26 protein-coding genes and 3 pseudogenes are annotated in these 26,473 nt (G+C 61.4%); 10 read left to right on the top strand and 19 right to left on the bottom strand.

Annotated elements, in window-relative coordinates; all coding sequences use genetic code 11:
* Nucleotides 1–8: 8 nt before the first annotated feature.
* The 4 genes and pseudogenes from OVY48_RS06835 to mobQ all read right to left on the bottom strand — a co-directional run.
* Nucleotides 9–464: pseudogene (locus OVY48_RS06835) on the bottom strand (recombinase family protein); the annotation flags it as partial.
* A 231-nt stretch (nt 465–695) separates the two neighbouring features.
* Nucleotides 696–1,004, bottom strand: a complete 309-nt coding sequence (locus OVY48_RS06830) for a HigA family addiction module antitoxin (protein WP_037447531.1) — start codon at nt 1,002–1,004, stop codon at nt 696–698.
* A gap of 120 nt (nt 1,005–1,124) precedes the next feature.
* Nucleotides 1,125–1,517, bottom strand: a complete 393-nt coding sequence (locus tag OVY48_RS06825) for a type II toxin-antitoxin system RelE/ParE family toxin (protein WP_231635459.1) — start codon at nt 1,515–1,517, stop codon at nt 1,125–1,127.
* Nucleotides 1,480–2,544, bottom strand: a complete 1,065-nt coding sequence (gene mobQ / locus OVY48_RS06820) for a MobQ family relaxase (protein WP_047167716.1) — start codon at nt 2,542–2,544, stop codon at nt 1,480–1,482. Before mobQ ends, OVY48_RS06825 begins: the two co-directional genes overlap by 38 nt.
* Nucleotides 2,545–2,768: 224 nt before the next feature.
* Here mobQ and OVY48_RS06815 point away from each other — a divergent pair, with 224 nt between their 5' ends.
* The 5 genes from OVY48_RS06815 (at nt 2,769) to OVY48_RS06795 (ending at nt 6,234) form a co-directional block, all read left to right on the top strand.
* Nucleotides 2,769–3,038, top strand: coding sequence for a hypothetical protein (locus tag OVY48_RS06815; RefSeq protein WP_047167715.1), 270 nt, complete (start codon nt 2,769–2,771; stop codon nt 3,036–3,038).
* Complete coding sequence (locus OVY48_RS06810) at nt 3,038–3,931, top strand: hypothetical protein (RefSeq protein ID WP_053000203.1); 894 nt, start codon at nt 3,038–3,040, stop codon at nt 3,929–3,931. Before OVY48_RS06815 ends, OVY48_RS06810 begins: the two co-directional genes overlap by 1 nt.
* Nucleotides 3,928–4,224 carry a hypothetical protein gene (locus OVY48_RS06805; protein WP_047167714.1) on the top strand — a complete coding sequence of 99 codons (297 nt, stop codon included), beginning with the start codon at nt 3,928–3,930 and terminating at the stop codon, nt 4,222–4,224. Before OVY48_RS06810 ends, OVY48_RS06805 begins: the two co-directional genes overlap by 4 nt.
* Nucleotides 4,225–4,609: 385 nt before the next feature.
* A complete protein-coding gene (locus OVY48_RS06800) occupies nt 4,610–5,716 on the top strand; it encodes a replication initiation protein (RefSeq protein WP_047167713.1) in 1,107 nt (368 codons plus the stop codon).
* 77 nt (nt 5,717–5,793) lie between these two features.
* Nucleotides 5,794–6,234, top strand: a complete 441-nt coding sequence (locus OVY48_RS06795; RefSeq protein WP_082370061.1) for a recombinase — start codon at nt 5,794–5,796, stop codon at nt 6,232–6,234.
* A 15-nt stretch (nt 6,235–6,249) separates the two neighbouring features.
* Here the strand turns inward: OVY48_RS06795 and OVY48_RS23865 are convergent, their stop codons facing one another.
* Nucleotides 6,250–6,576 (bottom strand): hypothetical protein, encoded by a 327-nt coding sequence (locus OVY48_RS23865; RefSeq protein WP_409593005.1) that lies wholly within the window; start codon nt 6,574–6,576, stop codon nt 6,250–6,252.
* Between the two features lie 50 nt (nt 6,577–6,626).
* Here OVY48_RS23865 and OVY48_RS06790 point away from each other — a divergent pair, with 50 nt between their 5' ends.
* Nucleotides 6,627–6,911, top strand: coding sequence for a DUF6118 family protein (locus OVY48_RS06790; protein WP_231736497.1), 285 nt, complete (start codon nt 6,627–6,629; stop codon nt 6,909–6,911).
* On the opposite strand, the gene OVY48_RS06785 is transcribed toward OVY48_RS06790, so the two are convergent.
* The 3 genes and pseudogenes from OVY48_RS06785 to OVY48_RS06775 all read right to left on the bottom strand — a co-directional run.
* A complete protein-coding gene (locus OVY48_RS06785) occupies nt 6,903–7,502 on the bottom strand; it encodes a GNAT family N-acetyltransferase (protein WP_004212923.1) in 600 nt (199 codons plus the stop codon). The genes OVY48_RS06790 and OVY48_RS06785 overlap by 9 nt on opposite strands.
* Complete coding sequence (locus tag OVY48_RS06780) at nt 7,499–8,173, bottom strand: YgjV family protein (RefSeq protein WP_313921756.1); 675 nt, start codon at nt 8,171–8,173, stop codon at nt 7,499–7,501. The genes OVY48_RS06785 and OVY48_RS06780 overlap by 4 nt, the downstream gene beginning before the upstream one ends.
* Nucleotides 8,174–9,288: 1,115 nt before the next feature.
* Nucleotides 9,289–9,498, bottom strand: a pseudogene (locus OVY48_RS06775) (DNA resolvase); the annotation flags it as partial.
* A 63-nt stretch (nt 9,499–9,561) separates the two neighbouring features.
* Here OVY48_RS06775 and OVY48_RS06770 point away from each other — a divergent pair.
* Nucleotides 9,562–10,326, top strand: coding sequence for an IS6-like element IS6100 family transposase (locus tag OVY48_RS06770; RefSeq protein WP_001389365.1), 765 nt, complete (start codon nt 9,562–9,564; stop codon nt 10,324–10,326).
* On the opposite strand, the gene OVY48_RS06765 is transcribed toward OVY48_RS06770, so the two are convergent.
* From OVY48_RS06765 to OVY48_RS06750, 4 genes are all read right to left on the bottom strand, one after another.
* Nucleotides 10,298–11,377: a PAS domain-containing protein gene (locus tag OVY48_RS06765; protein WP_313922248.1), complete on the bottom strand. Its 1,080-nt coding sequence runs from the start codon at nt 11,375–11,377 to the stop codon at nt 10,298–10,300. The genes OVY48_RS06770 and OVY48_RS06765 overlap by 29 nt on opposite strands.
* A gap of 115 nt (nt 11,378–11,492) precedes the next feature.
* Nucleotides 11,493–12,716 carry a LysR family transcriptional regulator gene (locus OVY48_RS06760; protein WP_313922247.1) on the bottom strand — a complete coding sequence of 408 codons (1,224 nt, stop codon included), beginning with the start codon at nt 12,714–12,716 and terminating at the stop codon, nt 11,493–11,495.
* A gap of 41 nt (nt 12,717–12,757) precedes the next feature.
* The gene (locus tag OVY48_RS06755) at nt 12,758–14,035 is read right to left on the bottom strand and encodes an MFS transporter (RefSeq protein ID WP_313922246.1); all 1,278 of its coding nucleotides are present in this window, start codon (nt 14,033–14,035) and stop codon (nt 12,758–12,760) included.
* 3 nt (nt 14,036–14,038) lie between these two features.
* The gene (locus OVY48_RS06750) at nt 14,039–15,085 is read right to left on the bottom strand and encodes an amidohydrolase family protein (RefSeq protein ID WP_313922245.1); all 1,047 of its coding nucleotides are present in this window, start codon (nt 15,083–15,085) and stop codon (nt 14,039–14,041) included.
* Nucleotides 15,086–15,405: 320 nt separating this feature from the next.
* Between OVY48_RS06750 and OVY48_RS06745 the strand changes: the two genes are divergently transcribed.
* Both OVY48_RS06745 and OVY48_RS06740 read left to right on the top strand, forming a co-directional pair.
* On the top strand, nt 15,406–18,411 hold the full coding sequence (locus OVY48_RS06745; protein WP_313922244.1) for a TonB-dependent receptor domain-containing protein: 3,006 nt from the start codon (nt 15,406–15,408) through the stop codon (nt 18,409–18,411).
* A 4-nt stretch (nt 18,412–18,415) separates the two neighbouring features.
* The gene (locus tag OVY48_RS06740) at nt 18,416–19,783 is read left to right on the top strand and encodes an MFS transporter (protein ID WP_313922243.1); all 1,368 of its coding nucleotides are present in this window, start codon (nt 18,416–18,418) and stop codon (nt 19,781–19,783) included.
* Between the two features lie 36 nt (nt 19,784–19,819).
* Here OVY48_RS06740 and OVY48_RS06735 read toward each other — a convergent pair whose 3' ends face one another.
* The 5 genes from OVY48_RS06735 to OVY48_RS06715 form a co-directional block, all read right to left on the bottom strand.
* On the bottom strand, nt 19,820–20,350 hold the full coding sequence (locus OVY48_RS06735) for a hypothetical protein (RefSeq protein WP_313922242.1): 531 nt from the start codon (nt 20,348–20,350) through the stop codon (nt 19,820–19,822).
* Nucleotides 20,347–20,490: a hypothetical protein gene (locus OVY48_RS06730; RefSeq protein WP_313922241.1), complete on the bottom strand. Its 144-nt coding sequence runs from the start codon at nt 20,488–20,490 to the stop codon at nt 20,347–20,349. The genes OVY48_RS06735 and OVY48_RS06730 overlap by 4 nt, the downstream gene beginning before the upstream one ends.
* A gap of 73 nt (nt 20,491–20,563) precedes the next feature.
* Complete coding sequence (locus OVY48_RS06725; RefSeq protein WP_086485392.1) at nt 20,564–21,430, bottom strand: recombinase family protein; 867 nt, start codon at nt 21,428–21,430, stop codon at nt 20,564–20,566.
* A 142-nt stretch (nt 21,431–21,572) separates the two neighbouring features.
* Nucleotides 21,573–24,107 carry a Tn3 family transposase gene (locus tag OVY48_RS06720; RefSeq protein WP_313922240.1) on the bottom strand — a complete coding sequence of 845 codons (2,535 nt, stop codon included), beginning with the start codon at nt 24,105–24,107 and terminating at the stop codon, nt 21,573–21,575.
* Entirely contained in the window at nt 23,993–24,430 is a 438-nt protein-coding gene (locus OVY48_RS06715) for a DUF4158 domain-containing protein (protein ID WP_313922239.1), read from the bottom strand. The genes OVY48_RS06720 and OVY48_RS06715 overlap by 115 nt, the downstream gene beginning before the upstream one ends.
* Before the next feature lie 110 nt (nt 24,431–24,540).
* Between OVY48_RS06715 and OVY48_RS06710 the strand changes: the two are divergent.
* Nucleotides 24,541–24,807 (top strand): annotated as a pseudogene (locus OVY48_RS06710) (Tn3 family transposase); the annotation flags it as partial.
* A 33-nt stretch (nt 24,808–24,840) separates the two neighbouring features.
* Here the strand turns inward: OVY48_RS06710 and OVY48_RS06705 are convergent.
* Together OVY48_RS06705 and mobC are read right to left on the bottom strand one after the other, a co-directional pair.
* Complete coding sequence (locus OVY48_RS06705) at nt 24,841–25,887, bottom strand: relaxase/mobilization nuclease domain-containing protein (protein WP_313922238.1); 1,047 nt, start codon at nt 25,885–25,887, stop codon at nt 24,841–24,843.
* A complete protein-coding gene (gene mobC, locus OVY48_RS06700) occupies nt 25,874–26,425 on the bottom strand; it encodes a plasmid mobilization relaxosome protein MobC (RefSeq protein WP_066532656.1) in 552 nt (183 codons plus the stop codon). The genes OVY48_RS06705 and mobC overlap by 14 nt, the downstream gene beginning before the upstream one ends.
* Between the last annotated feature and the right edge of the window lie 48 nt (nt 26,426–26,473).

The following is a 26,473-nucleotide window of genomic DNA, read 5'->3' as shown; positions in this document are numbered from 1 at the left end:
GCCTACCTCTGACTGCCGCCAATCTTTGCAACAGAGCCCGCTGCAGCAAGGCCAGAGCGGACCCGCTCGCTCAGCATGTCGCGCTCGAACTGGGCTATACCTGCGAGCATCGTCGCCATCATCCGCCCATGCGGCGTATCGACCTCGAACGTCATGCCGCTCATCGCGACCACCGACACGCGCCAGCCCGACAGCCGGTTGAGTGTATCGAGCAGGTCCTGGGTCGAACGCCCCCAGCGACTGAGTTCGGTAACGAGGATCGCATCGATATGGCGTGCCTGCGCCAGCTTCATCACCTCAGCCCGCGCCGAACGGTTGGCCTTCATGCCCGACGCGGTTTCGCGGAAGACCTCGACCACTTCATAGCCGCCACGCTCGGCAAAGCCGGCCAGGTCGCGGAGCTGCCGTTCGCACGACTGGTCGGCTGTCGAAACCCTGGCGTAGATGGCGGCGCGCTGTCCCAATTGAACCCTTCTGGAATTAGGCCTCGAAAAGCCTTGATTTGCGTGGGGTCAGTGTTGTCCAAAACAGACTTCTGTTCAATGGGGACAAGCCGTGCATGCCGAGACGCCATATCCTCAGCGCCCGACAGCGTTCGGCCCTACTCGACCTACCGACTGACGAAGCGGCGCTGACGATGAATGAGGCAGAGCGCCCGCGGCTACCCCCGCCCTTCTGCAATTTTGATAAAGGGATCACGCCGCTTCGAGCGTAGGGATACGCGCGATGATATCGGCGTCCTTCACTGCCTGCACACGCAAGTCGTAATTGCGCTGCATGTTCACCCACATTTCGGGCGTGGTGCCGGTTAGCTTGCCGATCCGAAGCGCCATAGTCGGGGTGACATCCTGCTTTTCAGCGAGGATATCGTAGAGGGTCTGCCGCGACACCTCGATCAGCCTGGCGATCTCCGCCTTGGGCTTGTTGAGTGCGGGCAGAATGTCCTCCCGCAGCAGCTCACCGGGGTGCATCGGGGCAAGGCCGGATACGAGCTGGTTCATCATCTGTCTCCTGTCCGGGCCGATCCCAGATCATCATGCGTCTCTGTATAAGCTCTATATGTAAACTAAAGCCTTACATGTCAAGCATTGGCTGACAGATTTTTAGGAGGGGCTTGCCCCTCCTCAATGATAATCCTCGATATTCACGTCGATCGCATTGCCGTCATCCCAAGCCCATGTGACCCGGTAATTGCCGCTGGCATCGACTGCATATCGTTTGGGCTTGGTGCTCAACCCATGAAAGCGAAAGCCCGGAACATTCATGTCCTCGGGCTTCGTGGCAGCATCTAGCGTGAGCAGGATGCGGCGAACGCGGTTGTGGTTCTGGACGGGAAGTTTTGAGCCATCTCCCTTGGTGGCGAAGGCTTCGAGCGCCTTGCTGGTGTATGTTTTAATCATAGACACATTGTAAGGCATTTCCTGACATTTGTCAAGTATTACCTTACACTCTGCCGAAAACGATTCTTCGGCGGCGACCCTACCGCCCGAACCCGATATCCGGCCCGTCACGTCCACGCTGACGGTCTAGCTCCTGCTCTCGCTGCCGATCCCGCCCACGCTGCCCCGATTGGTCCAGCTCAATCGCCGGCACCTGGTCGCGCTGGGGTGACTGGTCGAGCGCCGGCACCGCCCCGAACCCGCCCTCGCTGCTGGTCTGTAGCCCCGATCGCATCGCCCGCGCTGCGCCCTGGACCAAGCTGGACATGCCCTGCATCGCTAGATCGGCACGCTCGCGGAGTTGGTGGGACCACTCCCGTATCCGCTCCTGACCACGCTCGATGTAGAAGCCCAGCCCCCGCTTCTCCATGATCGCCTCGTTCATCTGCCCGCGCGGGGTAACGGCGTGCGGCTCCTTGCCGGCCGCGATCTGCTCGGCCGACGCGCGCCGCTCGATCGCGGCCGACGCATGGCCCATCTTCACGGTCGGTTCGATATCCAGCCCCTGACGCTCGTAACTGCGGTGATCGACCCGCTCGGCTACCTGGGCGTGTTCCAGCGCGCTGTTGACCATCCCGGCCCACCGCTCGCGGATCGCCTCCACCTCCACCGAGGCCGTCGAGCGCACGTCGAGCTGGCGCGTCTTCGCCCCCAGCCCGTCCGCCTCCGCTACCCGCGTCGTCGTCATGACGTGGGCATGGTGGTTACGATCGTCGCCGTAATCATGCGGGGCGTGGATCGCGGCATCCACTGCCACCCCGTAGCGGTTGCGGATATCCTCCGCGAAAGCACGCACCAGGTCGCGGCGCTGGCCGGCGTCCAGCTCGGCCGGCAACCCCAGCTCATATTCTCGCGCGACCTTGGCGTCCTTGCGCTTCTCCGCCGCCTCGGCCGCGTTCCACAGCGCGGAGCGGTCCTGCGCCCACTCCGCGCCTTCCGGGGCGACGATGAACGCGTCCTCGACGCCGCCCCGCCGCGTGTAGTCGTGCACCAGGCCGTCGCGCTCGTTTTCGAGACAAGCGCCGGTCCGGTACGCCGCAGCCGCGACCGCGCTGCGCCCGGTCGAGCGCGACACCGATTTCACCGCCAGATGGTAGATCGCCATCGTCGCGCCTGCCTTCTCCAACGTGGTCCAGCGGCGTTGCGCTGGTCGGGGTGTGGGGCGGAGGCCCCGCTGTCGCATCGCGACATGGGTGCAGGGTATCCCTGCCGCACGCATTACGCAGTAATGCTAAAGTGCGCCCTTGTCTCCTATCGTCGTCTCGGGTGGTTTCGTTTGTTGGTTTGAGCTATGCTCGCTTTGTTATCGTGCTTTCACGCGGAGAAGGTATGGCGGCACCAACACCCGAAGCCATCGAACAGGCTCGCAAACGGGTCAACCAGGCCAAGGCCCGTCTCGACGCGCTCAATGCCCGTGTCGCTGCCGAGGGCCGTCGTCTCGATACCCGCCGCAAGATCATCCTGGGCGGACTGCTCATCGACGCCGCCAGCAAGGACAAGCGGTTCGCCGGCATCGTCTCCGAACTGACCCACCGCATCAGCCGGGATCAGGATCGCAAACCGTTCGAGGGATGGACGCTGCCCGGGGAGGATCGCTGATGGACCGCGACCGCGACGACGACCCCCGTCGCCTGCTCGAACAGGCCCGCCAGCTCAACGAGCGGGAACGCGGAAAGGGAATGGCTCGTGGCGGGAGCCGAACCGATGCCCCGGCCGGCAGGTTCGATCCCGCCGAGTTCGACACGCCCCCCGATCCGCCACCCTCTGCCGCCGGTCGCGCGCGCGATGTCGCCGACGCCGCCCAGGCGCACAGTTTCTTCTCCCACCTCGACACCAACATCCAGCGCGTCCTCGCCGGCTTTGGTACCCTGCGCGATCTGGTGGCCGATGTGCGCGCCAGCCTTGCCGATGCCGCCGCCAGGGACGCACAGCGCGCCGAGGACGAGGAAGCCCGTGACAAGGTCATAGCGGCCCGCCTGGTCGATCCTGCCGCCCTGGAGGCCCGTGCAGAGGCTGGCGCGCGTCGTGGAGCCACGGACGGCCTTGCCGGGGCGGGAGAGGCCCTGCGACGTCGGATCGACGCTGACACGGCCGCGCACGCCGCCCTGGCCGATCGTCTTGCGGCTGATGCCGCCGATCGCCGCGCCCATGAGCAGCGCCGGCGCCGGTGGGACAGGTGGTGGAACGGCGCGCTCGCCGGCTTCGCCCTGCTGGTGCCGATTGCCGGGGGTTACGGCTACTACCTGGGTAACGGGGCCGGCGAGGCGCAAGGCTATGCCCGCGCCCGTGATGAAACGGCTGCGGCGAGCTGGGCCAACACCGTCAACGGTAAGCTCGCCCGCCGCATCGATCAGGCAAGCGAACAGACCATCCCCGCCATTGCCGCCTGTCCCAAGGATCACGGTTGGAAGCGAGAGAAGCGCGACGGGGTATACTGGTGCTTCGGCGCGAACCCTGATGCCAAATCCTACACCGGGTGGCTGCTGCCATGAACCTAGATGATCGCACCCGCACCTGGCAGCTCATCATGACCGGACATGATCTCCGGCGCGTCACGCTCGATACCCAGGCGGACATGGCGCGGCTGCTCGACCTCGATCCCTCAATCTCGCACCTGACGCTGGAAATCGGCGGGGATCGCGTCCACGTCGCCCGCGACTGGCCCAGCGACCAGTACGAGGAGGCCGATCGCCTGATCGATCGCATCGCCGCCTCCGGCGTGTCTGCGATCGTTGTCCACGAGCGCGACGGCAAACCCCCTCGCCGCGTGACGACCGGCGAATGATGGCACGATGCCTTCGCCCCGACTCCTTCCTCGCCAAGCCTGCGGCCGGTAGGCCGCCCCTGTGACGGCGTAGCCGGCACGCATCATCGGTGCATCGGCCGAAGGCCGATTCCGCTTGTCATCATGCAACGCCAGCCTCGCGCGTGCGCGATGATTCTAGATTCTATTGATTCTATGATTCAGGGGTTGCTTGTCTGTTGATTCATATAGGAAAAATGGCCTGACCTACGACAAATGGGGTGCTCAGTTACGACAAATGGGGTGAGCACCTACGACAAATGGGGTGCTCAGTTACGACGGATCGGGTGCCCCGTGAGGAATGGGGTAACTGTGCGATCTATGACATTGACGTTGATCTTATGTCGTAACTGGCTAAGCTCATGCTGTGCTCGACGACCTTCCTATCGGCCGCACGATGAAGGCGGCTTCCACGATCTCGGTTCGTGACGGTCATGCCATCGTCAAAGCTGGCGAGTTCATCGAAGCACGGTTCGGCGCGGGTACGTCACCCTCTTTGGCGGCCCGCAAGACCCTAGCCCTTCTAATCGCCAAAGCTGCCGGTGAAGCGTGGCGACCGGGATCACATGTCATCGCCAAGCGCGATCTGCGAGGCACCCACAACGCCAATGATCGGATCCAGGACACCCTCGATGAGCTGATGGATGTGAAGTTCCAAATGCCTTCGACCTCGGCGCAAGGGCGTGCGGCGACGCTCACCGCTGCCCTGCTTGCCTGGACGCTCAACGAACATGCCGAAGACGGCCGGGCCACCGTCGAGTGGGAGTTCACGGCACCGGCTAGGGCAATCCTACAGGGGAGCGATTACTACGCTCGCCTCAACCGGGCGGCTCTGCTCGCCTTCCGGTCGAAGTATGCGATCACCCTCTATGAGATGGGTTGCCTGCTGGCTGGACGGCGTAGCCCCACATGGTCCGGAACGGTCGATGAGCTGCGGGAGCGGCTTGGCGCACCCTCTAATTCGATGCCCAACTTCTCCGACTTCCGGCGTCTGGTGCTGACACCTGGCAAAGCCGAAATCGATCAGCTCGCTGCCTTCACGATGGACTGGTCGGAAAAGCGCGGGGCGCGGGGCAAGATCACCCACGTCACCCTGACCTTCACCCCTAAAGACGACGACGCCACTGACGCCGCGGCCGATGAGGCAGGACGCCATAGCAGCGGCCGAAAGGCCCGCCGGGAAGGGACGACAGAAACCATCGTCGACACCGCCAGCCTCATCGCCTCGGCGGCTTCTCGGCTATCGGTTTCGGACACCCTACGCTGGCCGGCCGACGATCAGGTGGACGAGTTCAAGACCCCGGAGCTTCATGCAATCGGAATGGCCCTAGGCGGTGGTCACTCCGTACAGCGCCTAGCGGATCAGTATGCTCGCGTCCGCCCCGAACAGCGCCGTAAATTGGTAGGGGATGCCCTCAAGGCAGATTGGACGAAATGGGTTACGGGGTGTGCCACCAAGTGGGGCAGAGTCTGACCATTTCGCCACCTGACCGTTTCTGCTAACAGTTAGCGGATCACGTTTTGAAACGATCCGCAACAGGGACGGATAAAATGGCTTACACCCTCGGAGAAGCCGCAAAGGCGACAGGTATTAGCAAGGCTTCCATATCGCGAGCCATCAATAGTGGTCGAATTTCTGCGACAAAGAAGGATGACGGTTCTTTCTCGATTGAGCCAGTCGAACTGCACCGGGTGTATCCTCCCAAGTCAGCCGCACCAGTAACCGAAACACCATTTGAAACGCTACGCAACGGCAATGCTGACACCCGTAACGGGTCAGATTCCAATGTATTACAGGCTCGTCTTGATGCTGCCTTGGAACAGTTGCGCGATCGGGACGGCACGATCGACGACCTTCGTCGTCGCCTCGATCAATCGGATGAGGAACGGCGTGAGGCTCAAGCCCGAGTGATCGGACTGCTGGCCGGACCCGGCCCCACGGAATCCAAGAGGGGGTTTTTCGGTCGTCTATTTGGCCGTCCTGACGAATGACCGCGATCACATCCATCAAATGAGATTTACACCCCCATTTTGAGGTCGAGCTTGATCGTATCGCCGGGCATGCCGGTCAGAACGGCGATCTTCTCGCGGGCGAAAGCCAGCACATCCGCAACGGTATTGAGCGGCGGAAGCGTTCGGGATCGACAGTCGCGTCGATGAGGTGTCGGTGCGCGGCTTACCGATCATGTGCCGGAAATCGATGCTGTGCCCCCGGTGGGGATGGCTGATCCGCACACGCGGCGTGGACATTACCCTGTCCGGACCGAGGAAGAGCTCAATGCGATCGTCAAAGAGATGCGCGTTGAGGCGCCGTCCGACGAGGCGGGAAGGCACCGAATAGGTAACCCGATCGATGGCGACGGTGCCGTTGCGGGTGGGCGATCGTGCCGGGCCTCGTCGCGCGCGAGATCGCGCCGGCGAGCTGGCAATGGCCCGAGCGCATGGCGGCGCGGACGCTCGACTTGCCTCGTTGGGAAGCGGGTCAGCGCATGATGCAGAGCGCCAGCCCGACCGCGTTTAGCGCGATCATCGCCGGTAACAGGATCGTAACGGCCAACCGCGAAGCGATCGAGGGTTGCAAGAAGGCAGCGGTGAAGGCCGCTGAGACGGTGCGCTGTACGATCAGAGTCAGTCTGGAAAGGCGGGATGATAGTTATGCATCACGCTAACGCATCCTCCTCAGCATCAGCATCGAGCATTCGGCCCATCGCGTAGTAATCGCCAATAACGCCTGATTCTTTATTGGCTGCCACAACATCTCCGCACACGGTATAGCCAAGCCGTTCATAAAATGCGAACGCCCGGTCGTTGCGAACAGCGACGTGGAAGATCAGGAAGAGCAAGCCACGGCGACGTACCCATTCCTCGGCGGACTTCACCAGGCTTGCTCCAAGCCCACGTCCCTGCCACCGTGTCCGGATAGCCAGATTAAAAGAGGCAAATTCTGCAGCGCCTTCGATGCACACGCTCCGTACATCTATGTAGCCGACGAGGTCGCCTATGCGTTGCAGGACGAAGATGCCTCGCTCGCCGGCTACGGCGGCGTTTAGTTCGGCAGTTGTGCGGCGCAGGAGTTCCCCTCGATCCCGGACATCGAAGATCATATGTTCCGCTTCGCGAGCGAGGGCGATCTTCAAGCGTACCAAAGCTTTAGCGTCGTCAAGGTTCGCCGGCCGTAGCTCGCTCCAGCTCTGCTTTCCGCCTACTTGAGCTATCGAACGCGCCGGCGGGAGTGGGCGCGCGTATATTACCTGTGTCATGTGAGGATCTGGACTCCCTGTAACGCGCGCGCGCGCTTTGAGATCGCGAGTTTGCCGAGGGAAAGGTGACCAGAGCGGAAAGCGTGACGTGGGGAAAGCCGCGCCGGATAGCTGAGGCTGCGCGGCCCGTCCGCTTGACGCTGTTCCCGCTTCCAAAAGGCAAAAAGCCCGAGCAGATTCCCCGCGACCGATACAAGATCAACGGCCAAGGCGAACGGTGCGCCAATGAGAAGATTGTGGGCCAGCCAGAAGGGCGCGGCCACGAGAAAGACGATCTTCATCCGCGTCGTTGATCGCTGGGTCCGCGCAATGAAAGAAGATGCACCGCCGCAAGCGGCAAGGCCGGACAGGATTCCATGCCAGGTCGCCACGGTGAGCAACAGCAGCGCGAGCAACGTCGCGCCGTCGAGCGCGAGCTTGGCAACCCGGTCACGAATCACCAGCGCGACGGTGAGCTGCATCAGGGAAAGAACGCATGCGGCCGAAGCGGTAGGCGCGCCGATCAGCGCGAAGTGAAGCGCGAATGCGCCCGCGCCCGCGCCCTGCACCATGAGCGCTCCCCGGCGCGAGGGTAGGAGCGGCCAGCTCACCACGCAGCCGAGACCAACAGCCCCGAATAGGATCGCAGCTAACCCGGTGCTCGCAAACGTTTGATCGAGGAAAAGCGACATGCACGCTCGCGTCGGGGTTGGTCCGGCTTCCACCGTGAAGGAAGAAGGTTAATGTGGCGTTGTCGTCGACCGCTTTCCCATCGCGAGTCCCGGCCACAATGGCATTTGGCTTTTGACGAGGACTGGTTCATTCTGCGTCCAGCGCGGCGCTCTTCCCCTTGGGTTCCGCCCTTGTTTGGACCAGGACAATGGTGCGTGACGCTTTCAAGCTTCTCGCCATCTCGACGTCGCTCGTGCTTTCTGGCTGCGTCAGTCCGCGAGAAATGGCCGCTCGCCATCGGGCGGCGTGTGCGAGCTACGGCTTCCAGCCTGGAACGGAGAGCTATGCGAATTGCCTTCTCCAGCTCGACGTAGGTGATTACGGCTACGGCCATCATAGGGGTGGCGTGCCGTTGTTTCCCGCCCGGCATCAGGCGCCCGCGCCGCCTCCGCCTATCGCCACGCAGGACTAAGGTCGGCTAAAGTTCACTGATGCCCCATCGTCCTGACCTATTGATCTACGCACTTTCGCTCGGAAGCGCAGCGCCCGTGGCGGCTCAGCAGGTGGTGCCCGCCAAACCACGAACCGCCGCGGGTGCGTCGAAGTTCGTCCAGGACATGCTGACCCGCGGCACAGCCGTCGCAAAGCCTTGGCCGGGTTTCGTGCGGAACAGCAGGATCACGAGCGTAGGAGTGAAAGGTGGTTGCCTCGTTACGCTCACGCTCGCCGACAAAAGCGCCCTCAGCGTGAAACTAGATCAGGTGGTTGCGATCCGACCGCTTTACTCGGCCAACGCGCCCCAGGCGTCGGTGGAGATCAAAGGGGGGTCGGTTCCGGCTGAGGGCGAAATGACACCCTAGGCAGATACTCCAGAAGGCATCTCGCGGTCGTGGTGGGATCAACGCCCATTCCAGCGGGCCGGCATCATCCTGTTCGGGCGCTTGAACGGCTGCGGCCGGGTCGTCCCGGACTCCATCGCGGTACGCGCGCTCTAGCGCCTGCGCGATGGCGCCAGCAGTGTCGACGGCGATCCCGTACTTCCGATTGTAGCGATCCTTGGCGACAATGCCTCGGGCGATTTCGCGAAACCGCGCCTTGCGCCGGGGATCGGGACGCAGCCGTCCAGACGCCCCGGTCATGTCGTCACCGTGACATCAGGGCTCACGTTACCCCGTGCGCGAGCCACGATCCCGGCGACCGTGTTCTTGCTGAGTCCCAGGTCGCGAGCGATCCAGCGATAGCTCCGCCCCTCAGCGATATGCGCCAACACTTTGGGCGCGAGGCGGTCCGACTTGGGTCGCTCCCCCAGTTGCCGGCCGAGTTTGCGGCCACGTGCCCGCGCTGCAGGGCTCTGTTGCAAAAATCGTGAAGCTTGAGCATGCTTGGCGGAGATTGGACGGACGGAACGATGACGGATTTCAAGTGGCGCCATTTCCAGGGTGATGTGATCCTGTGGGCGGTGCGCTGGTATTGTCGCTATCCGATCAGCTATCGCGACCTTGAGGAAATGCTGGCGGAACGCGGCATTTCGGTCGACCATACGACGATCTATCGCTGGGTCCAGTGCTACGCCCCGGAGATGGAGAAGCGGCTGCGCTGGTTCTGGCGGCGTGGCTTTGATCCGAGCTGGCGCCTGGATGAAACCTACGTCAAGGTGCGGGGCAAGTGGACCTACCTGTACCGGGCAGTCGACAAGCGGGGCGACACGATCGATTTCTACCTGTCGCCGACCCGCAGCGCCAAGGCAGCGAAGCGGTTCCTGGGCAAGGCCCTGCGAGGCCTGAAGCACTGGGAAAAGCCTGCCACGCTCAATACCGACAAAGCGCCGAGCTATGGTGCAGCGATCACCGAATTGAAGCGCGAAGGAAAGCTGGACCGGGAGACGGCCCACCGGCAGGTGAAGTATCTCAATAACGTGATCGAGGCCGATCACGGAAAGCTCAAGATACTGATCAAGCCGGTGCGCGGTTTCAAATCGATCCCCACGGCCTATGCCACGATCAAGGGATTCGAAGTCATGCGAGCCCTGCGCAAAGGACAGGCTCGCCCCTGGTGCCTGCAGCCCGGCATCAGGGGCGAGGTGCGCCTTGTGGAGAGAGCTTTTGGCATTGGGCCCTCGGCGCTGACGGAGGCCATGGGCATGCTCAACCACCATTTCGCAGCAGCCGCCTGATCGGCGCAGAGCGACAGCCTACCTCTGACTGCCGCCAATCTTTGCAACAGAGCCGTGCTGCGCGATCGGGCAGAGCGCCTGCCGCGCCACCCGACAGCAGGCCCAGCGACCCGGTGATGGACGTCAGCGGCGTCCGCAATTCATGGCTGACGGTTGCCACAAACTCGGTTTTCATCCGCTCCACATGCTTGGCATCGGTCAAATCCCGGCCAATGGCGATGAAGTTCAGGCCGCCTGGTTCTGGCGAAACCGTCCAGTCAATGGATGTCCATTCCCCGGCTGTGGTTGCAATGCGATTCTCGAACCGCGTCGGCTTGCCTGTTCGCGCCATTGCCTCGATAGCGGCAAAGGAAATGTCGGCGTCATCAGGATGCATGAAGTTCAAATAAGGGGTAGCCAGCAGATGCGCTTCGGGCCAGCCAAGAAGCGTCGTCCAGGCCGGATTGACGGCGGACATGTGCCCTTCGAAATTGGCCCGTGCCAGCAAATCTTCCGTCAGAACCCACAATCGGTTGCGTTCCGACGCTTCCGCCTCGCGCAGGGCGCGCTCGGCGAGGATTTGTACGGATGTTTCCATGCACGCGCAAAACAGGCCGGCAACCGCCCCGCTTTCGTCCCGGACGGGCGTGTAGGAAAAGGTGAAATGGGCTTCATTTGGTTTGCCGGGGCGATCGAGAAACAGTTCGATATCGTCCATATGGATTGCCTGACCGGCGGATACTTGCTGGAACAGGGGTGTCAGATCGGCGCGCACTTCGGGCCAGACGTCGAAAAATGCTCGCCCCAGCGATTGCGGATGACGGTCTGCCAGTATTGCGGCGTAGCTGTCATTATAGAGCAGAATATGGTCCGGTCCCCAGCCAACGAACATCGGCTGATCGGCACCCAGCATTACGCCGACCAGCGTTTTGAGTGGCAGCGGCCACATTGATGGTGGGCCAAGGGGCGTGCCCGTCCAGTCCATCGAACGGAACAGCGCGTCCATGGCACCGCCACCTGTCAGAAAACTGACATGCTGCATTGATTGCGATGTGTCCGCACTGGTGGTCATCCAGTCACCCTGCTGTCCTTATGGGCAATGGTAGGACACACACTCCCGCTATCGCAACCAAATCCTGATGCCTTGAACATTGGCTCGTCGTTGAACAGGGGAAGGCAGTTCTGCTTCAGATCGGGTCATGATAGCGTCGCGGTGCTTCCGCTGCCAGGTGGACTTGCTCGATGAAGCGCTGCTCCACAACGGTCGGACGCCATAGCGCGCGCGTGATGATGCCGATTGTTCGGACCTGATCGTGCAAAGGCTCGCCAATCATGGCCAGGACTTTACGATCAATTTCCGCGGCAACCTGATCGGGCGACAGGATTGTCAGGAAATTGCTGTCGCGCAGAATGCCTCTGATGGTAATCACTGACCCGCATTCGATCGGCGCTTTGGGCAAATCCCGCCCGTCGAACAGCGAATGCCATAACGCTCTGAGCGGTGTATCGGCGCGTCCGATAATCCAAGGATAGCGCGCCAGATCGTCGAGTGTCGGTGCCTCAACGCCGCAAAGCGGATGTCCAGCGTGCGCGACGATGGCGAGCCTGTCGCTGAACAGCGGCGCATGAATCAGGTCCGGGGGAGCATGGGGCGTCCGCAAGGCACCGATAATCAAATCTATGATGCCATCACGCAGCGGCTCGACCAGTTCCTTATACGCGCCCTCCACCACGTCTATACGGGTATAAGGCGCGATACGGGTGAAGGCTGCGATCGCGCGCGGCAGGACATAGGCCCGCGACAAGGGCATGGCACCGACGGTAATCTGGCCACCGATGCTGCCGCGGTCGGGGCGGATTTCGGCAATACCGGCATTGATTTCGCCCGCCGCCAGCCGAATGCCGCGCGCCACCGTTCGTCCTGCGCCGGTCAGTGCTATCGACCGTGCCCGCCGTTCAAACAGGGGCACAACGACCAACTGTTCAAGATCGCGCACGGCGCGATGCAGCGCCGCCTTCGACAAACCGATCGCCTGCATCGCTCCGGCAAAGCTGCCGGCTTCGGCAAAACTGAGATAGGCGTTAAGTTGCGTGGCGGTGACCAGATATTCCGGCCGCGAAAAGGAGCGCGGATGGCTGACGCCTATTTCGCGCATCACACTGGCCAGATGACCCAGCGCCGCCTCCGCCCGATAGGCCAGAATGCGCCCTTCGGCTGTGGGCTTCATCCCATTTGGCGAGCGATCGAATAATGCGACGCCGATTTGCCGCTCCAACTTCGCCAGCCCCTGTGTCAGCGCAGGCTGCGACAGGTTAACGGCTTGCGCCGCCGCGCTCATGCTGCCACGCGACACAATGGCCACCACACCACGCAGATGCCGTATGTTAAGCTGAAACGCCGCTGTGCTCATCCCGCTTCATAGCCCGATGGCGGCCGGCCGGGCAATCGCACTTAGCGCCCGGCCATCGGTGTTGCATCCTCATGGGCAGGCAGCGGCAACAGCAGGCCCAGACCGGCCAGCAAGATCATGGCCGCACCGGACAGGGCAATGCAATGGGCGACCCCCACGGCGGTTGCGACATGCCCCCAGCCCCAACTGCCCGCCGCCATACCACCCCAGATCACGCTGCTCGTCGCGGCGCTGACCCGGCCAATGACCGGGCGGGGTGACCAGCGTTGTGCCATCACGCCAAAGCCGGAAAGAGCCTGCACCCAGCCTGCACCCGCGACGATCAGGGCCAGGGTCGTGACCGGAAAACCGGGTGCGATCGCAACGATCAGGCAGGATGTGCCATAGATGATCCCGGCCGCACGGACGAGCGTTTCATTGGCATATCTGGCCCGCACCCGATGGCTGAGCGCCGCGCCGATCACGGCCCCCAGCCCTAATGCGCCCAGCAGCATCCCGAAACGCTGCGGACCGCCTTGCAACAGGTCACGCGATATCAGTGGCATCAATGCCCAGGTCGCGCTGCCGCAAAATGTAAACGCCAGCGCGCGTATCAGCAGCGTGCATAGCGGCGTGCTGGATCGGATGCTGTTCAACCCTTCGCCAATGGCATGCCAGACATGGTTGCGCCGGTCGCGGGGCGGTCGATTGGCGAGAGGGTGCCAGGACCATAGCATCACCATCGCGCAAAGAGAGGTCGCTACCGTGCAGGCGAATGCCGCCGTGACACCCCCAAAAGCGACGATAATCCCGCCGATGGCTGGACCCAAAGTGCGCGATACGTTGAAGCCCAGAATATTGAGGCTTACCGCGCCGGCAATATCCTCACGCGGGACGATATGACCGATCGCGACCTGCATGGCGGGATTGTAGAAAGCCAGGCAGCCGCCGGACGCAAACAGCAACGCAATAAGTGCCCAGGCATTCAACAAACCCAGCGTCACCAATAGCACCAGCATCGACGACAATATCGTTGCTGTCAGCATGGCCAGCGCCATGATCCGCCGCGGCTCATGCAAATCGGCGAGTGCTCCGCCGATCATCGCCAGCACCAGTATCGGTGCGGAAAAGGCAGTCTGCGCCAGCGCGATCATGTCGGGACGATCATCAATCAACGTCATGTGCCACGAACCGCCGACCGCCTGGAACGCATTGCCGAAATTGCCGATCAGCGTCGCGACCCAGAGCAGCGTGAACAGCCGGTGGGTGAGTGGCGATAATGTCGTGCCGCTTATCCGCCCGAAACGCGGATTTGGCCGGGCTTTGGGCGCACGCCACATGGGCTAAAGATTGAACACATGTTCGGCATTGCCCTGGAAAAACGCCTTCTTTTCGGCAGGCTCCAAGGCGAGTGCATCCATCGCGGCCACTTCCTGCGGCTGATATTGGTAGGGATAGTCCATGGCATACATGATGCGGTCCGCGCCCAGCGTATCGCGGCAGAACTTGACCGCCGGTTCCCATGGCATCCCGCTGAACGTCACATAGATGTTCCGCCGCAGATATTCGGAAATCGTCAGTTTCAGCGGCTGGAGAATGGGATAGCGCTGCGATCTTATGCCCGCTGCGTGCATGTAATCCAATCGGAAGGCCCAATAGGGCAGGGCTTCCCCGCCATGGCCCACGACCAGTTTCAGTTTCGGGAAGCGATCGAACACACCCATGACGATCAGCCGCAAAAGATGCAGGCCAGTGTCAACGCCAAAACCGAATATCGCGCCATCCAGGCCACGTTCCAGAAACGGCTGGATCAAGTGGCGTGAAGGGCCTTGGGGATGCAGATAGATCGGCTGGTCGAGCGCCTCGGCGGCCTCGAAAATCGGCCAGAACTTTGGATCGTCGGTATATTCGTCACGAACATGGCCGTTCAGGATCACCGCCTTCATGCCCATGGCCGCGCCTCGCTCAATTTCGCGGGCGCAAAAGGCCGGGTCTTGCGGGGCGATCGCAGTCATGCCGACAAAACGGTCGGGATGGGCCAGGCAGGCCTGGGCCAACTGGTCATTGGCATCAATGGTCAGAGCGACCGCTTCATCGCGATCGAACACGTGCGTTCCCGGTGCGGTCAATGCTATGATCGCGCGATCGATGCCCGCTGCGTCCATATGGGCGATCCGCTGCGCGCCCATGTCGAGCAACCCGTCACGGATGAATGTCGGCCGGTCCGCATCCGATGTCGAATAAAACCCCCATAGGCTTTCGAACCCCGGATCGTCATATCCTTGCGCAACCAGTCGCCGATAACCGTCGAGAACCTGCGGCGTTATGAAAGCCTCCTCGGTTGCTATCCGAAGATAGCCCTGCTGCCCGCCGGTTGCTAGCGCCTGCATCCTTATCTCTCCTGCATCAGATTATCGCCAAGTGCGGCGCTAATGTGTGGCGACCGCTTAAAGACTTTCCACGTCTCCACGATATTCGGAAGCTGTGCGAGATATTCAAAAATCGAGACAAGGCAGCCATATTGTCCGGCGGTGGATGATCTTGGTCGATTTTTCTTATAGCAAACGCCAATTCGAAATAGCTAGCCGCACACCAGTATGACAGGAAGCGGGCCGGGAAAAGGTCTGTGCATCGGTATCGTCCGACCGCGCAGACCGGACCGAATATGAGATCGCGCCACGGAACCGGCCGACAGTCATGGGAGAGTAGAATGCGCCTGATAACCGGCATGATGTGCACGTTGTTGTCGACCACCAGCGTATATGCACAAACGACCCCCGCCAGTGATGCCGCCCCGGTGATCGCGCAAGCAGACAGCATCGAAAGCACGCCCGCTGCGCCTGCCGCAGCCGACATCACGGTGACCGGATCGCGCATTGCGCGACAGGACTATACCGCCAGCAGCCCCATCGTGACGCTGGGCGTTGCGGCAATCGAAAATCGCGGTGCCGTAACGATCGAAAGCGCGCTGAACGATTTGCCCCAGTTCACGCCATCGACTGGACAGGCGAACGCCTTTCCGTCCCGTGGCGGACAGGCCAACCTCAATTTGCGCGGGCTGGGCACCAACCGTGCCTTGGTGCTCATCAGCGGGCGACGCGCGCAGCCATCGAACGGCGATGGCACGATCGACGTGAATACCATCCCCCGGCAGCTCATCCAGAATGTCGAAACCATTACCGGCGGCGCATCGGCAACCTATGGGTCGGATGCCATGGCAGGCGTGGTCAATTTCAAACTGCGCGATCGGTTTGAGGGCATTCAGATTGACGGGCAATATAATCTGACGACCCGTGGTGACGCGGCTGCCCGCCAGCTTGGCTTGCTGGCCGGAACCGATTTCGCGCAGGGGCGGGGCAATGTCTTTGTTGCGCTGGACTATACCAGCCGCGAACGTGTCCAGCGCCGGGATCGATCCTTCTTCACGGAAAATGGCACCGTCAATATCGCCTTTCTGCCCACCGGCGTTGCGGATTTGTCCGCCAATCCGCCCAGCCAGCTTGCCGTGAACGGCGTATTCAACCGCTATGGCACGCCGCCCGCCACCGTATCGCGCACGCGGGGTTTCGGCGTGAACAATGACGGGTCGCTGTTCACGGCCAACCCGGTGACAGCGCCGATCTTCAATTATAAAGGGCCGATCGACGATCTGATCCGGTCGCAGAACAACACCCTGCTGCAAGCGTCCGGTCTCTATTACGACATCCAGATTCCCCTGGAGCGTTTCAATGGTTTTGCACGCGCGGAATATGAACTGAGCGACACGCTCAAGGCGTTCGTTCAGGGACAATATACGGCCTATGTTGCCGATGTCGGCATTTCGATCACGCCGCTCGGCAGCCTTGGCCAGGTCACGTTCGTCCCGGCCACAAATCCCTTCATTCCCGCCGATCTCAAGACGCTGCTCAATTCCCGCAGCAATCCCGCAGGCGATTTTGTCTATAATAAGCTCCTGTTTCCGCTCGGTCCGCGCACCCAGCGGGAAGAATGGGATCTGTATCAGGTGGTTGCCGGTCTTTCAGGGGACATCACCAGCCTTGGCTGGACGTGGGACGTGTCGTTCACGCATGGCCGGACGGAAAATCAATCGACGCTGCGCGGCGGCGTTTCGGCGTCCGCCCTGCAACAGTTGCTGCGCGATCCCTTTGGCGGTGCCGGGCGCCCTGCCAGTGGTGCAGTGGCGGCGGTATCGCCCTTGTGCGAAGGCGGGCTTAACCTGTTTGGCGATCAGCCCATCTCGCAAAGCTGCCAATCCTTCATTCTGCGCGAAGCGGTGAACACTACCGTGCTAAAGCAGGAGACAGCGGAAGCGAATATCCAGGGTACCGTGCTCACCCTGCCGGCCGGACCGCTGAAATTCGCCGCCGGTGCCACGTATCGCCGCAACCGCTACGCCTTCACCGCCGACCCCGTGGTCGCGGCGGCTGACCTGACAGGCTATGGCGCATCGCGCAGTGGCGGGGGATCGACCGAAGTCGGTGAAATCTACGCGGAACTGCTCGCCCCGCTGATTCATGACACGCCCTTTATCAAGGAGTTTAATCTGGGCGCGGCCTATCGCTACTCCAATTATGACTCGATCGGCGGCGTCAGCGCCTACAAGGCGGATATCGACTGGGCCATTGTCGATGAAGTGCGTGTGCGCGGCGGCTATTCCCGCGCGGTGCGCGCGCCAAGCGTCGGCGAGCTTTTTGCCGCCCCCAATAGCGTGGGCGTGACATTGGGAGCGCCGCTGTCGCCAACCGGCGCGCCCGCCTTCACGGGCGATCCGTGCGATGTGCGCGGTGCCTATCGCACCGGACCCAACGGCGCACGTGTATCGGCGCTGTGCGTCGCGCAGGGCGTGCCTGCGTCAGCGATCGCGGGCTATACCTATGTCGGCAATACGGTGTTCGCGACCAATGAAGGCAATGCCGCATTGCGGGAAGAGAGCGCCGACACCTATTCGATCGGCCTGGTTCTCAAATCCCCCTTCGCAACGTCCGTCCTGTCCCGGCTGACCGCATCGATCGACTATTATAATATCTCGATCAGCGATGCGATCGGCGTGCTGGGCGTGCCTGTCGCCTTGAGCCGCTGTTTCAATGGCGATGGCGTGTCGAACCCCAATTATGATCCCACAAACATCAACTGCCAGCAGATTGACCGGTCGCCCGGCACAGGCGCTATCGCCAATCCGACCCAGCCTCTGCTTAATCTGGCGTCGTTCAAGACATCGGGCATCGATGGCCAGATCGACTGGGTGCTGCCCCTTGAAAGCGTGGTCGGCGGCAATCCGGGTGCGCTGCGGTTCAACCTCATCGGCACCTATGTCGACCGCTTCCTGGTGAGAAGCCTGCCCGGTTCGCCCGAACTCGACTTTATCGGCACGACCGGCAATGGCGGTATCGTGCAGCCGCAATGGAAATCGGTGGTATCAGCCACCTACAGCAAGGATATGTTCTCTCTCGGATTCACATGGCGTCATTTGAGTTCGGTAGAAGATTCCTCACGCGTCACCAACGCCGCCAGCATCATTCCGGGCGTTCCGGCCTATGATTATTTCGACATGAATGTGCGGATCGGGGTCAATGAAAATTTCGAAATCCGCGGCGGCGTGACCAATATCGCCAACAAGGCGCCGCCACAGGTCGGGTCCGCATTCGGCAACACCGATACCAGCACCTATGACGTGTTGGGTCGGCAGGCGTTCATTTCCTTCCGTGCCAGGATTTAACATAGTGCCAGATTCCCCGTTCGATACCCCTGCAATGGCGCGCGGTCAGGCGATAGACGTCGGACATATCGTCGATGACCAGCCGGTTTTTGGCCTGTATCTCAAGGTTTTCGCGATATTGTTCCTGACCCTTCTAGCCGATGGCTTCGACCTTCAGGCGATGGGCTATGCCGCGCCCGCCATCGTGCGGGATTTGGGGATAGCGCGGGGCGCGCTGGCATCGGCGCTGAGCGCCGGGTTGGTCGGGGTTCTGATCGGTGCCCCTGCGATCGGCTGGTTCGGCGACCGTTTCGGACGGCGCAATGCGATTATCCTGGGTTCGGTCCTCTACGGGTCTTTCTGTATTGCAACGGGATGGGCCGACACCGCAACGGAACTGGCGATCCTGCGATTCCTCACCGGTATCGGTCTTGGCGGCGTGTTGCCCAATGTCATTGCCCTTGCCGCCGAATTTTCTCCCGGCCGGGTCCGTCCGATGATGACCGCGCTGGTGACGGTCGGCATCAGCTTTGGCGGTGCCATTGCCGGGGTGGCTGCCGCCACGCTGGTTCCCGCGCAGGGCTGGCCCATTCTGTTTCAGATTGGCGGCGCGGCGCCGCTCCTGCTGGCGATCCTGATCTGGTTTGTCCTGCCGGAATCGCCCTCTTTTCTGGCATTGCACCCCAATCGCCGGGCAGAGATGGTGGCATTGTTGCGGCGGATAAAGCCCGGCCTTGCCGTTTCCGACACAAGCCTGATCGTCGTGGGACCAAACGACCATGCCACGACCAGCGGCCAGCCCGCCGCCAGCCTGTTCGAAGGCCCGTATCGGCTTATCACCCCGCTCGTCTGGATGCTGTTCGTGGGGGTGTTGATGAGCATTTACCTGCTCAGCAGTTGGCTCCCGCTTGCGCTGGAATCCAGCGGCATGTCGCCCAAAGGCGCTGCGGTCATGAACTCCATGTTGCAATTTGGCGGGGCGGCAGGGGGCATCGTGGTAGCCGTTATTCTGGGTCGATGGCGCTGGCGGCTGGTCGTGGCCTTGCTGGGTGGGGCTTGGGCGATCCTGGGCCTCTTGTCGGCTGTCGCCCTGCCTGACGTGTGGCTTGCAGTGGGACTGGGATTTTGCGGCGTGAGCCTGATCGGCAGCCAAACGGCCATCAATACGTCGGCGGGCTTGATCTATCCCGCCGCGATGCGCGCCAAGGGTGTGGGGTTTGCCCTTGGAGTGGGCAGGCTGGGTTCCATCAGCGGGCCGCTGATCGGGGCACTGGTCCTGGGTGGCGCCAGCGCAGGTGCGCAGGATCTCTTTCTTGTGCCGTTGCTACCCCTTGGCATTGCGTTTGTAGCTGCGCTGGCGATTGTACGGCTGGTAAGGCAACGGGGATTATAGGCTTGGCGGGGCTGCTTCACAGGCAACCGGACACCATTACAGCTTCTCCGCTTGGCCCAGCCATGCAGGCTTTGGCAAATCCTCTGGCTTGAGTTCGAAGCCGAAGGGTAGGCACCACAGGCGCGATTGCAGGTGCAGGTCGGTCGATGTGGCGATGACCAGTTGGTCGAGCGCCTGTTCATAGGGCGCACCCGCGCTGCGCTCCGTCACGCCAGCGACGCGGGCGCGCAGGTCACGGGTGGCGTCGATATAGTCCGTCCATTCGGCGGTAGCGCTTTGCAGCAATGTCCTGGCGCTTTGGGCGAACGAGCGCAGATCATCCGCATCGCTGGGAGCGTGCGTGCCGATTATGTCGGCAACCGCATCAGCGAGCGCGCCATAGACAAGCAATTCGCCACGGTAGAAACGTCGCGCATGGGGCAGGCGCTCGCTCATTAAAGTAAGCGCCGCCATCGACAAATGGAGCTGTTCGACGACATGTTTCTCTGCGCCGCCCAGTGCGGGCAGCACGACTTCACCCAGCGCCCTGAGCACCACCTGCAATTGGGTATCGAACGACTGGTTCATGCCGTCACCTTCTGGAAATATGCGCTCAGTTCCGACAGGGCGGAATATCCCATGGCCGATACGTGGTTCAGCAACACGTCCTGATGCGTGCCTTTCTGGGCAGCCGCCCGCGCGGCGGCGGCGGTCAGCAGGACGCACACCAGGTAGGCCCAGTCGGCCCGAAGCTGCGATTTTGGCCAGGTTGAAGAACGAACACTGAACGCTTGATTGATTCTACCAGGACCGTTGCTGACCACCGACCTCGTAGATATCGGCTTCCATGGAGCAATTGTAGCTCTCTGCGATGTTGAACATCTCGGAGAGGAGGCTTTGGATTTCCTCATCAAGGGAAATGCCATCCGGATCGGGGTCATAGGCGACGGTCAGTTTGTAATCACAATTGCCGTTTTTTACCATGGCGTAGTCGCGTTCCAGCATCGCCTCAATCCGCTCCCGAGCGGGTTTTCTACCTCTTCCACGCTTGTTGAAGTTCTCGATAATCAGATGCAGGGCGATGCTGGCAGTGGGCGGCTTTTCCGGCAGTTTGGTCTGTGACGGAATAATGTCGAGCGCCCGATAGACGGTCATTCGTGAGACCTTCAGGTCGCGGGCAACGCGGGCCTTGCTGGCGCCGGCGGCAAGGCGACGGCGGATTTCATCGTCATCGACGTTCTTCTTCCGGCCTTTGTAAACGCCTTCGGCGCGCGCCGCTTCGATCCCGGCGCGCTGACGATCCTTGATGAACTTCAGCTCCATATCGGCGACCATGCCGAGTATGGTGATGACCATTCGCCCCGTGTCGCCCGCCGTCGTCACCTCTGGCTCAAGGATGCGCAGCGAAGCTCCCTTTTCATCAAGCTCATGCACCAGGTTCAGGACATCGCGCGTGGAGCGGCCGAGCCGGTCGAGCCGCAGCACGACCAGCTCGTCGCCGGTGTGCATAAACTGCATGATCGTTTCCAGTTCCGTGCGCCCGCTCCGCGAGGCCCCCGATCCGGTCTCGGAACGGATAATTTCGCAACCTGCATTCTTGAGGCGGCCAATCTGGATATCCAGATCCTGGTCCGTGGTGCTGACGCGGGCATATCCGATACGAGCCAAGTGCAAAATCCGTCACATTAGGGTGGCTCTTGCAGTGTATCGTCACATTGAGCGCAAACCCACCCTTTTGTGACAGACGAATGGTGTCACTCGGCCCTATCACTCTGGGGTGTACCCAAATGTTATAGGCCGATCAGCCGCCTCACGCTGCAAGCCGTCCAAAATCAATCCGGTCGTTCAGGTCGAGGTCGAAGCGGCCATAAGGGTTCACATGACTGTAGATCAACGGCGTGAGACCACGATAATCTTCCGGCGTCATCCGCCCCGCCCACTTCGGCTCAACCAGTACGGTCTGAAGCATGCGGGTGTTCACATACACCAGCGACGCTTGCAGGAGGTGTAGCGCCAGAACGGAGATTTCCTGCTCATGGATGCGGTTGGTGGCGATCTCGCCGCCCTTGCCGAAGAACACGAAACCATTAGCGCCGTTCCAGTTCTCAACCACATTCAGCCCTTCGTGGATCTCGCGGCGGAATGCCTCCTGACGCAAATACCGGCATAGGAAGATTGTTTTGACCGCGCGGCCGAGTTCACTCAGCGCCTTGTAGGTCGGGTGCATCACTTCGGCTCTGGCAAACCGGAGCAGGATCGCTTCCGGATCGGCGGTGCGCGATTGCATGGCAGCGGCATATTTGACCATTTCGTCATATTGTTGCTCGATCTCGTCCCAGTCGATCGGGCTGGAGAGGATCGGCAGTAAATTGGAAAGCCGCGTGCGCATGCCGGCTTGGGGAAGGGCCAGTTTCTGGCGTGCCACTGCTTTCAGCCGCGGGGCAAGCTCAAATCCAAGGAGTCGGCAGAACGCAAAGCCGACTGCGCTCTGGCCGTGGCTATCGACGTACTGGCGCTGGATTTCCATGTCGGTGCAATGGCGTAGCACGCCTTCGATCATGGAGGCGACCTCCGAGGAAGAGCACCGCTTGAGCTGGGAATAAACGCAGGTCGCGCGCTTCTCCACATGCCAGTAGATCATGACGCCACGGCCGCCATAGCGGGCGTGCCATTCCGTCATCAGGTTGCGGTCCCACGCGCCGAACTTCGTTGAATCGGACGCGCATGCCGTGCCCGCATCTCCCCATACTGCGGCATTGCGGATTGCCAGTGTCGCGTTTGCTACCCGCGCGCACGCCTCCCTCAGCGCTGGCGCGTGGATGAAACGGCGATGGACATGCAGCAATTCCTCGTAACTGACATCGGGTGTTGCGCCAGCGACCCGCTTGAGCCCGGCGTTCGTGCCCAAGCCATAGAGACACAGCAAAAGACGCTGAGCCAAGGCTGCTTTCGACAGGGTAACCCGCGAGGCCGACGTTTCGAAAGCATCCATCAATCCCGTGTCCAGAGCAGCCTCTTTCAACACGTCCAGCAGTCCGGTCATCGGCCAGCGCTGACCGATCTCGCTTTTGATCGAAGCGAGACCCTTCGGTTCGGGCAAGGGCTTGAACGGTGTAATCGATATCCGGTTGTCGCCGCGCCACAGGAGCCGGACCTTGTCGTTTTGTGGAATATTGGCATTGAGGAGCAACAGTTCCCGTTCAAGCTCCTCCCGGATCGAGGCGCAAAACGCCTGCGCATCTGGCGTCAGGCTGAGGCCGGAATAGTACGCATCTCGCCTGATCTCGAAGTCCTTGGGAAGATCGTCATCGGGATTGCGATAGCGATCCGCCCCGACCACCCAGATTTCTTTGGAGCGGATGCGGTCGCGCAGTTGCGTCAGGACGCAAAGCTCATAGCTGATCCGGTTTACCCGCCCATCGTCATCAATGACGGAACTGCGCCATCGCGCTGGAATCACCTCATCGATCGGAACATCCTGCAATGGCACGAAGCGGCATCCGCCATCCACCTTGCTCCTGATCCAGTCGAGGGCCGCCAGGACCGGCCGCCACACCGCGTTGTTCGACCGGAACTCAAGTACGGAAAGCAGGCTTGGCAGCATGCGCCGGTAATGATTGGCCCAGGAACCACGCATCACCTTGTAGATGCGCCGGTCCAGAGCGCCCTTCGCATGGCTCTCCTTGACGATCGCCGCCAGCTTGGCCTTACCGGCGATCGGGAAAATGACATCGCAGATGCGCCCCGATGGTTCATTGATCGAGGCGCTGGCGATCTCGACCAGCAGGCGCTCCTTTCCATAGACCCGCTCGATGTCTTTCGCGATATCGCCCACCACCTTGCGTTTCGAGCGCGTTCCGATCTTGTGAACGGTTTCGATCAGCAGGTCGATCATCGCGTCAGTGAGTTGCGCCTCCCGCGACATTAGATAAATCGCATAAAGGCCGAGCTGTCGCGCCGGCGCATGCCGGCGCATCTCCGAGGCCTTTTCACCGGCAACGCGGCGAACAATCTGATCGACCCATGGCTTGCCCGTAGCCGTCAGGAGATCATGGGGAAGATCAAGTCTCTGGATAAAGGCGAGTTTCTCGGTCACGTCGAGAATGTTGTCGAGCGTTGCCTGTCCGGCGTCACCCTTCATCCTGTTGAATCCGGTCGAGCTGTCCGGATCGGCAAGCGAGGCTTCCAATAACGCCACCGCATCTGACGAAAGCCGATCACTGGCTCCGATCAGCCAGGTGTCCAGATAATCTTGCCGTTGTGAGCGAACGACACGTTCAAGCTCCTTGCGCGACGGCCCATAAATACGCCGGTCCCGGCACCACAGGAAAACATGCTCAAGCATGGCATTGATCGACTCACCCGCTTCATGCGGTGATATCCAAGATGGATCAGGATCTCCGCACAATGCCGTCGTGCTGTCCGACTGGAAAAGTCATAACCGGCTATCTCGCCAGCCTCGACACCGAGTTGCTCGGCCAGATACGAGAGGCCATCGGTAGGGATTGAGCCGGGATCGATCGCGAAAAACCCCAGGGAAGCGAAGAATTTCAGCTGCGCGGCGAGGCCAAGGCGCGTCAGGGCCGGCTTCGAATTTACAAAATCAATATCGGCAAAGCTCAGGCTCCATCGTCCGATCAAATCCCCGCCCGGAATACTCCGATCCATCAACCCACTCCCTATGATGGAGCGAACTGTCCTCTTCTATGATTTCCATCGTCAATACCGAATGCCACGTTCCCAAAACGTTCTCCGACTTGGCCAAAATCGCAGCTTGGGGCCGACTGGGCCAGCTTGGAGCGCTCGGCCTGGTCGTCAATCTCGTCGTGCTCTGGAATACGATCTACATGGACGCCGCCATCAACCAGCTCGTCACTGAAGGCTACGACGCCAAGCCGGAGGATGTCGCGCGTCTCTCGCCGCTCGGCTTCGGCCACGTCAACATGCTCGGCCGATACGCCTTCACACTCCCGGAATTCGTCGCTCGCGGTGAACTCAGGCCGCTACGTGATCCGAAAACCGCCGATCCGGACGAAGAGCCTTGAAATCCTTATGTAGGTTTTCTGTTCCGTTGCTACTCAGACCCCTGGTTCAGAAGGCAGTCGCCCCCTCTGTCCCGATAGCTCGCGTTGCTGGCTCTGCCGCTCGATCGCGGCAACCGACTGTTCATGGATTGTCGGTGCCCTGCCCGCCCTCACAAACTGGCGCACCTGATCTGCCAATTGACGATCTGCCGGGTCCGCGCTCTCTCCAAGCCGCTGCGCAGCCGCAAGATAACGCTTGCGGGCCTCATCCCATTGCTGTCGGCCACGCCCGACAAATTCCGGCGCTTCCGCTCGGCCTCGATGCTGATCTTGCGCCGCTGCGGTGATCTTGCGGTTCGCCAACGGCGCGGGGGCCGTGCCTGTCATGTAACGCTGCCGCATCTGGTTCAGTGCCATGCTCTGCCCAGCACGACCAATACCACGCGCTGCGCGCGGCGTAGCTTCGGCACTCACGCCACGCGCCCGTAATTCCTCGGCAAAACGCTCACGATACTGGTGGAGCGTTTGCGGACGTGGATTGAACCGGCGTCCAGTGTCCCCCCGCGCTGCAACCGTCAAATGGACATGGGGACGCGGCGTGTCGGTATGGAGCGCCAGAACATAATCCCATTCATGGGCGATCTCGCTGCGCGCGACTTCACGCACAGCGGACAAAACCTTATCGGGGTCGGTTCCTGCCGGCATCGAGAAAACCATGCTCACGGCGGCAACGGTCGAACTGTCACGCCAGTAGGCAGGATCGCCCCAATCACGCGCGAGAGCGGCGCGATCGTCCTTCTCAGAGAGAATATCGCCGTCGCGCGTCTCAAGCGGAACGTCGCCTTTGCGACCGATATAATCGAAATGGGCCGCCGCATGGCTTTTGCCCTTGGGCCGCCCTGTCACTTTGACCATGACCTCCGGAGCGCGCCCGACGACGCGGGCAAGACGTGCCCGCGTACTAATAGCACGTTGCGCCTTGCCCGATGACAGGCCGCGCAACAGCTGGTTAGCCCCACGTCCGTTCGGGTCAGCGGTGATCTTGGGCTTGAAAAGCGCCGCGACCTGACCCGCTTCAAAGCTGCTGTCAAAGTCGCTCACCGGCAACCTCCCAATAGGTAAGATCAGCCTTTGTCGCAGCGCCGATGCCTTCAACCGCTGCGCCGATGGCCTCTCGCAGCTCGTTGACCTTTTTGAGTTCACCCGCGATCTCGGCCGCATTATCCGCGAGCGCCATCTTGTTCGCGGCTTTAGCAATCTGGTTCACATTGCGACCGATACGCTGCAACGCCTGTCGGCAGTTCAATAGCTCTTCACGCAACTCGCGATCGACGGGCGCTGCAATGCCAAGGTGCCGCCGCACAAGCGACAAGGCCCAGGTCGCCGGGGTCATCCGCTGCTCTTGCGCGCGATGCCGAATGACGGCCATCTCCGTTTGGGTCGGCCGAAGATAAACGCGGTGTGCACCGGCTGTCTCCCGGTCGACCATTTCTTCCGCCGCGTCGCTGGCACCCGACTGCCTGAGCACGGCATCAACCAGCTGGCGCATGAAAGGTCCGCGCCCTCCCCTCGGCTGAGCGAGGGCATCGACTTTGGCGAGTTTGGCCGCCTCGATCTTGAAGCCCAGCGTCTTATCCATGGGGGGTAGGTATCTCCAACCGTTAAGCGCGATCCGAATGGATTGAGC

The organism is Sphingobium sp. SA2 (genome assembly GCF_032227065.1).
GTDB lineage: Bacteria > Pseudomonadota > Alphaproteobacteria > Sphingomonadales > Sphingomonadaceae > Sphingobium.
This window is presented reverse-complemented; position numbering and strand designations above follow the sequence as displayed.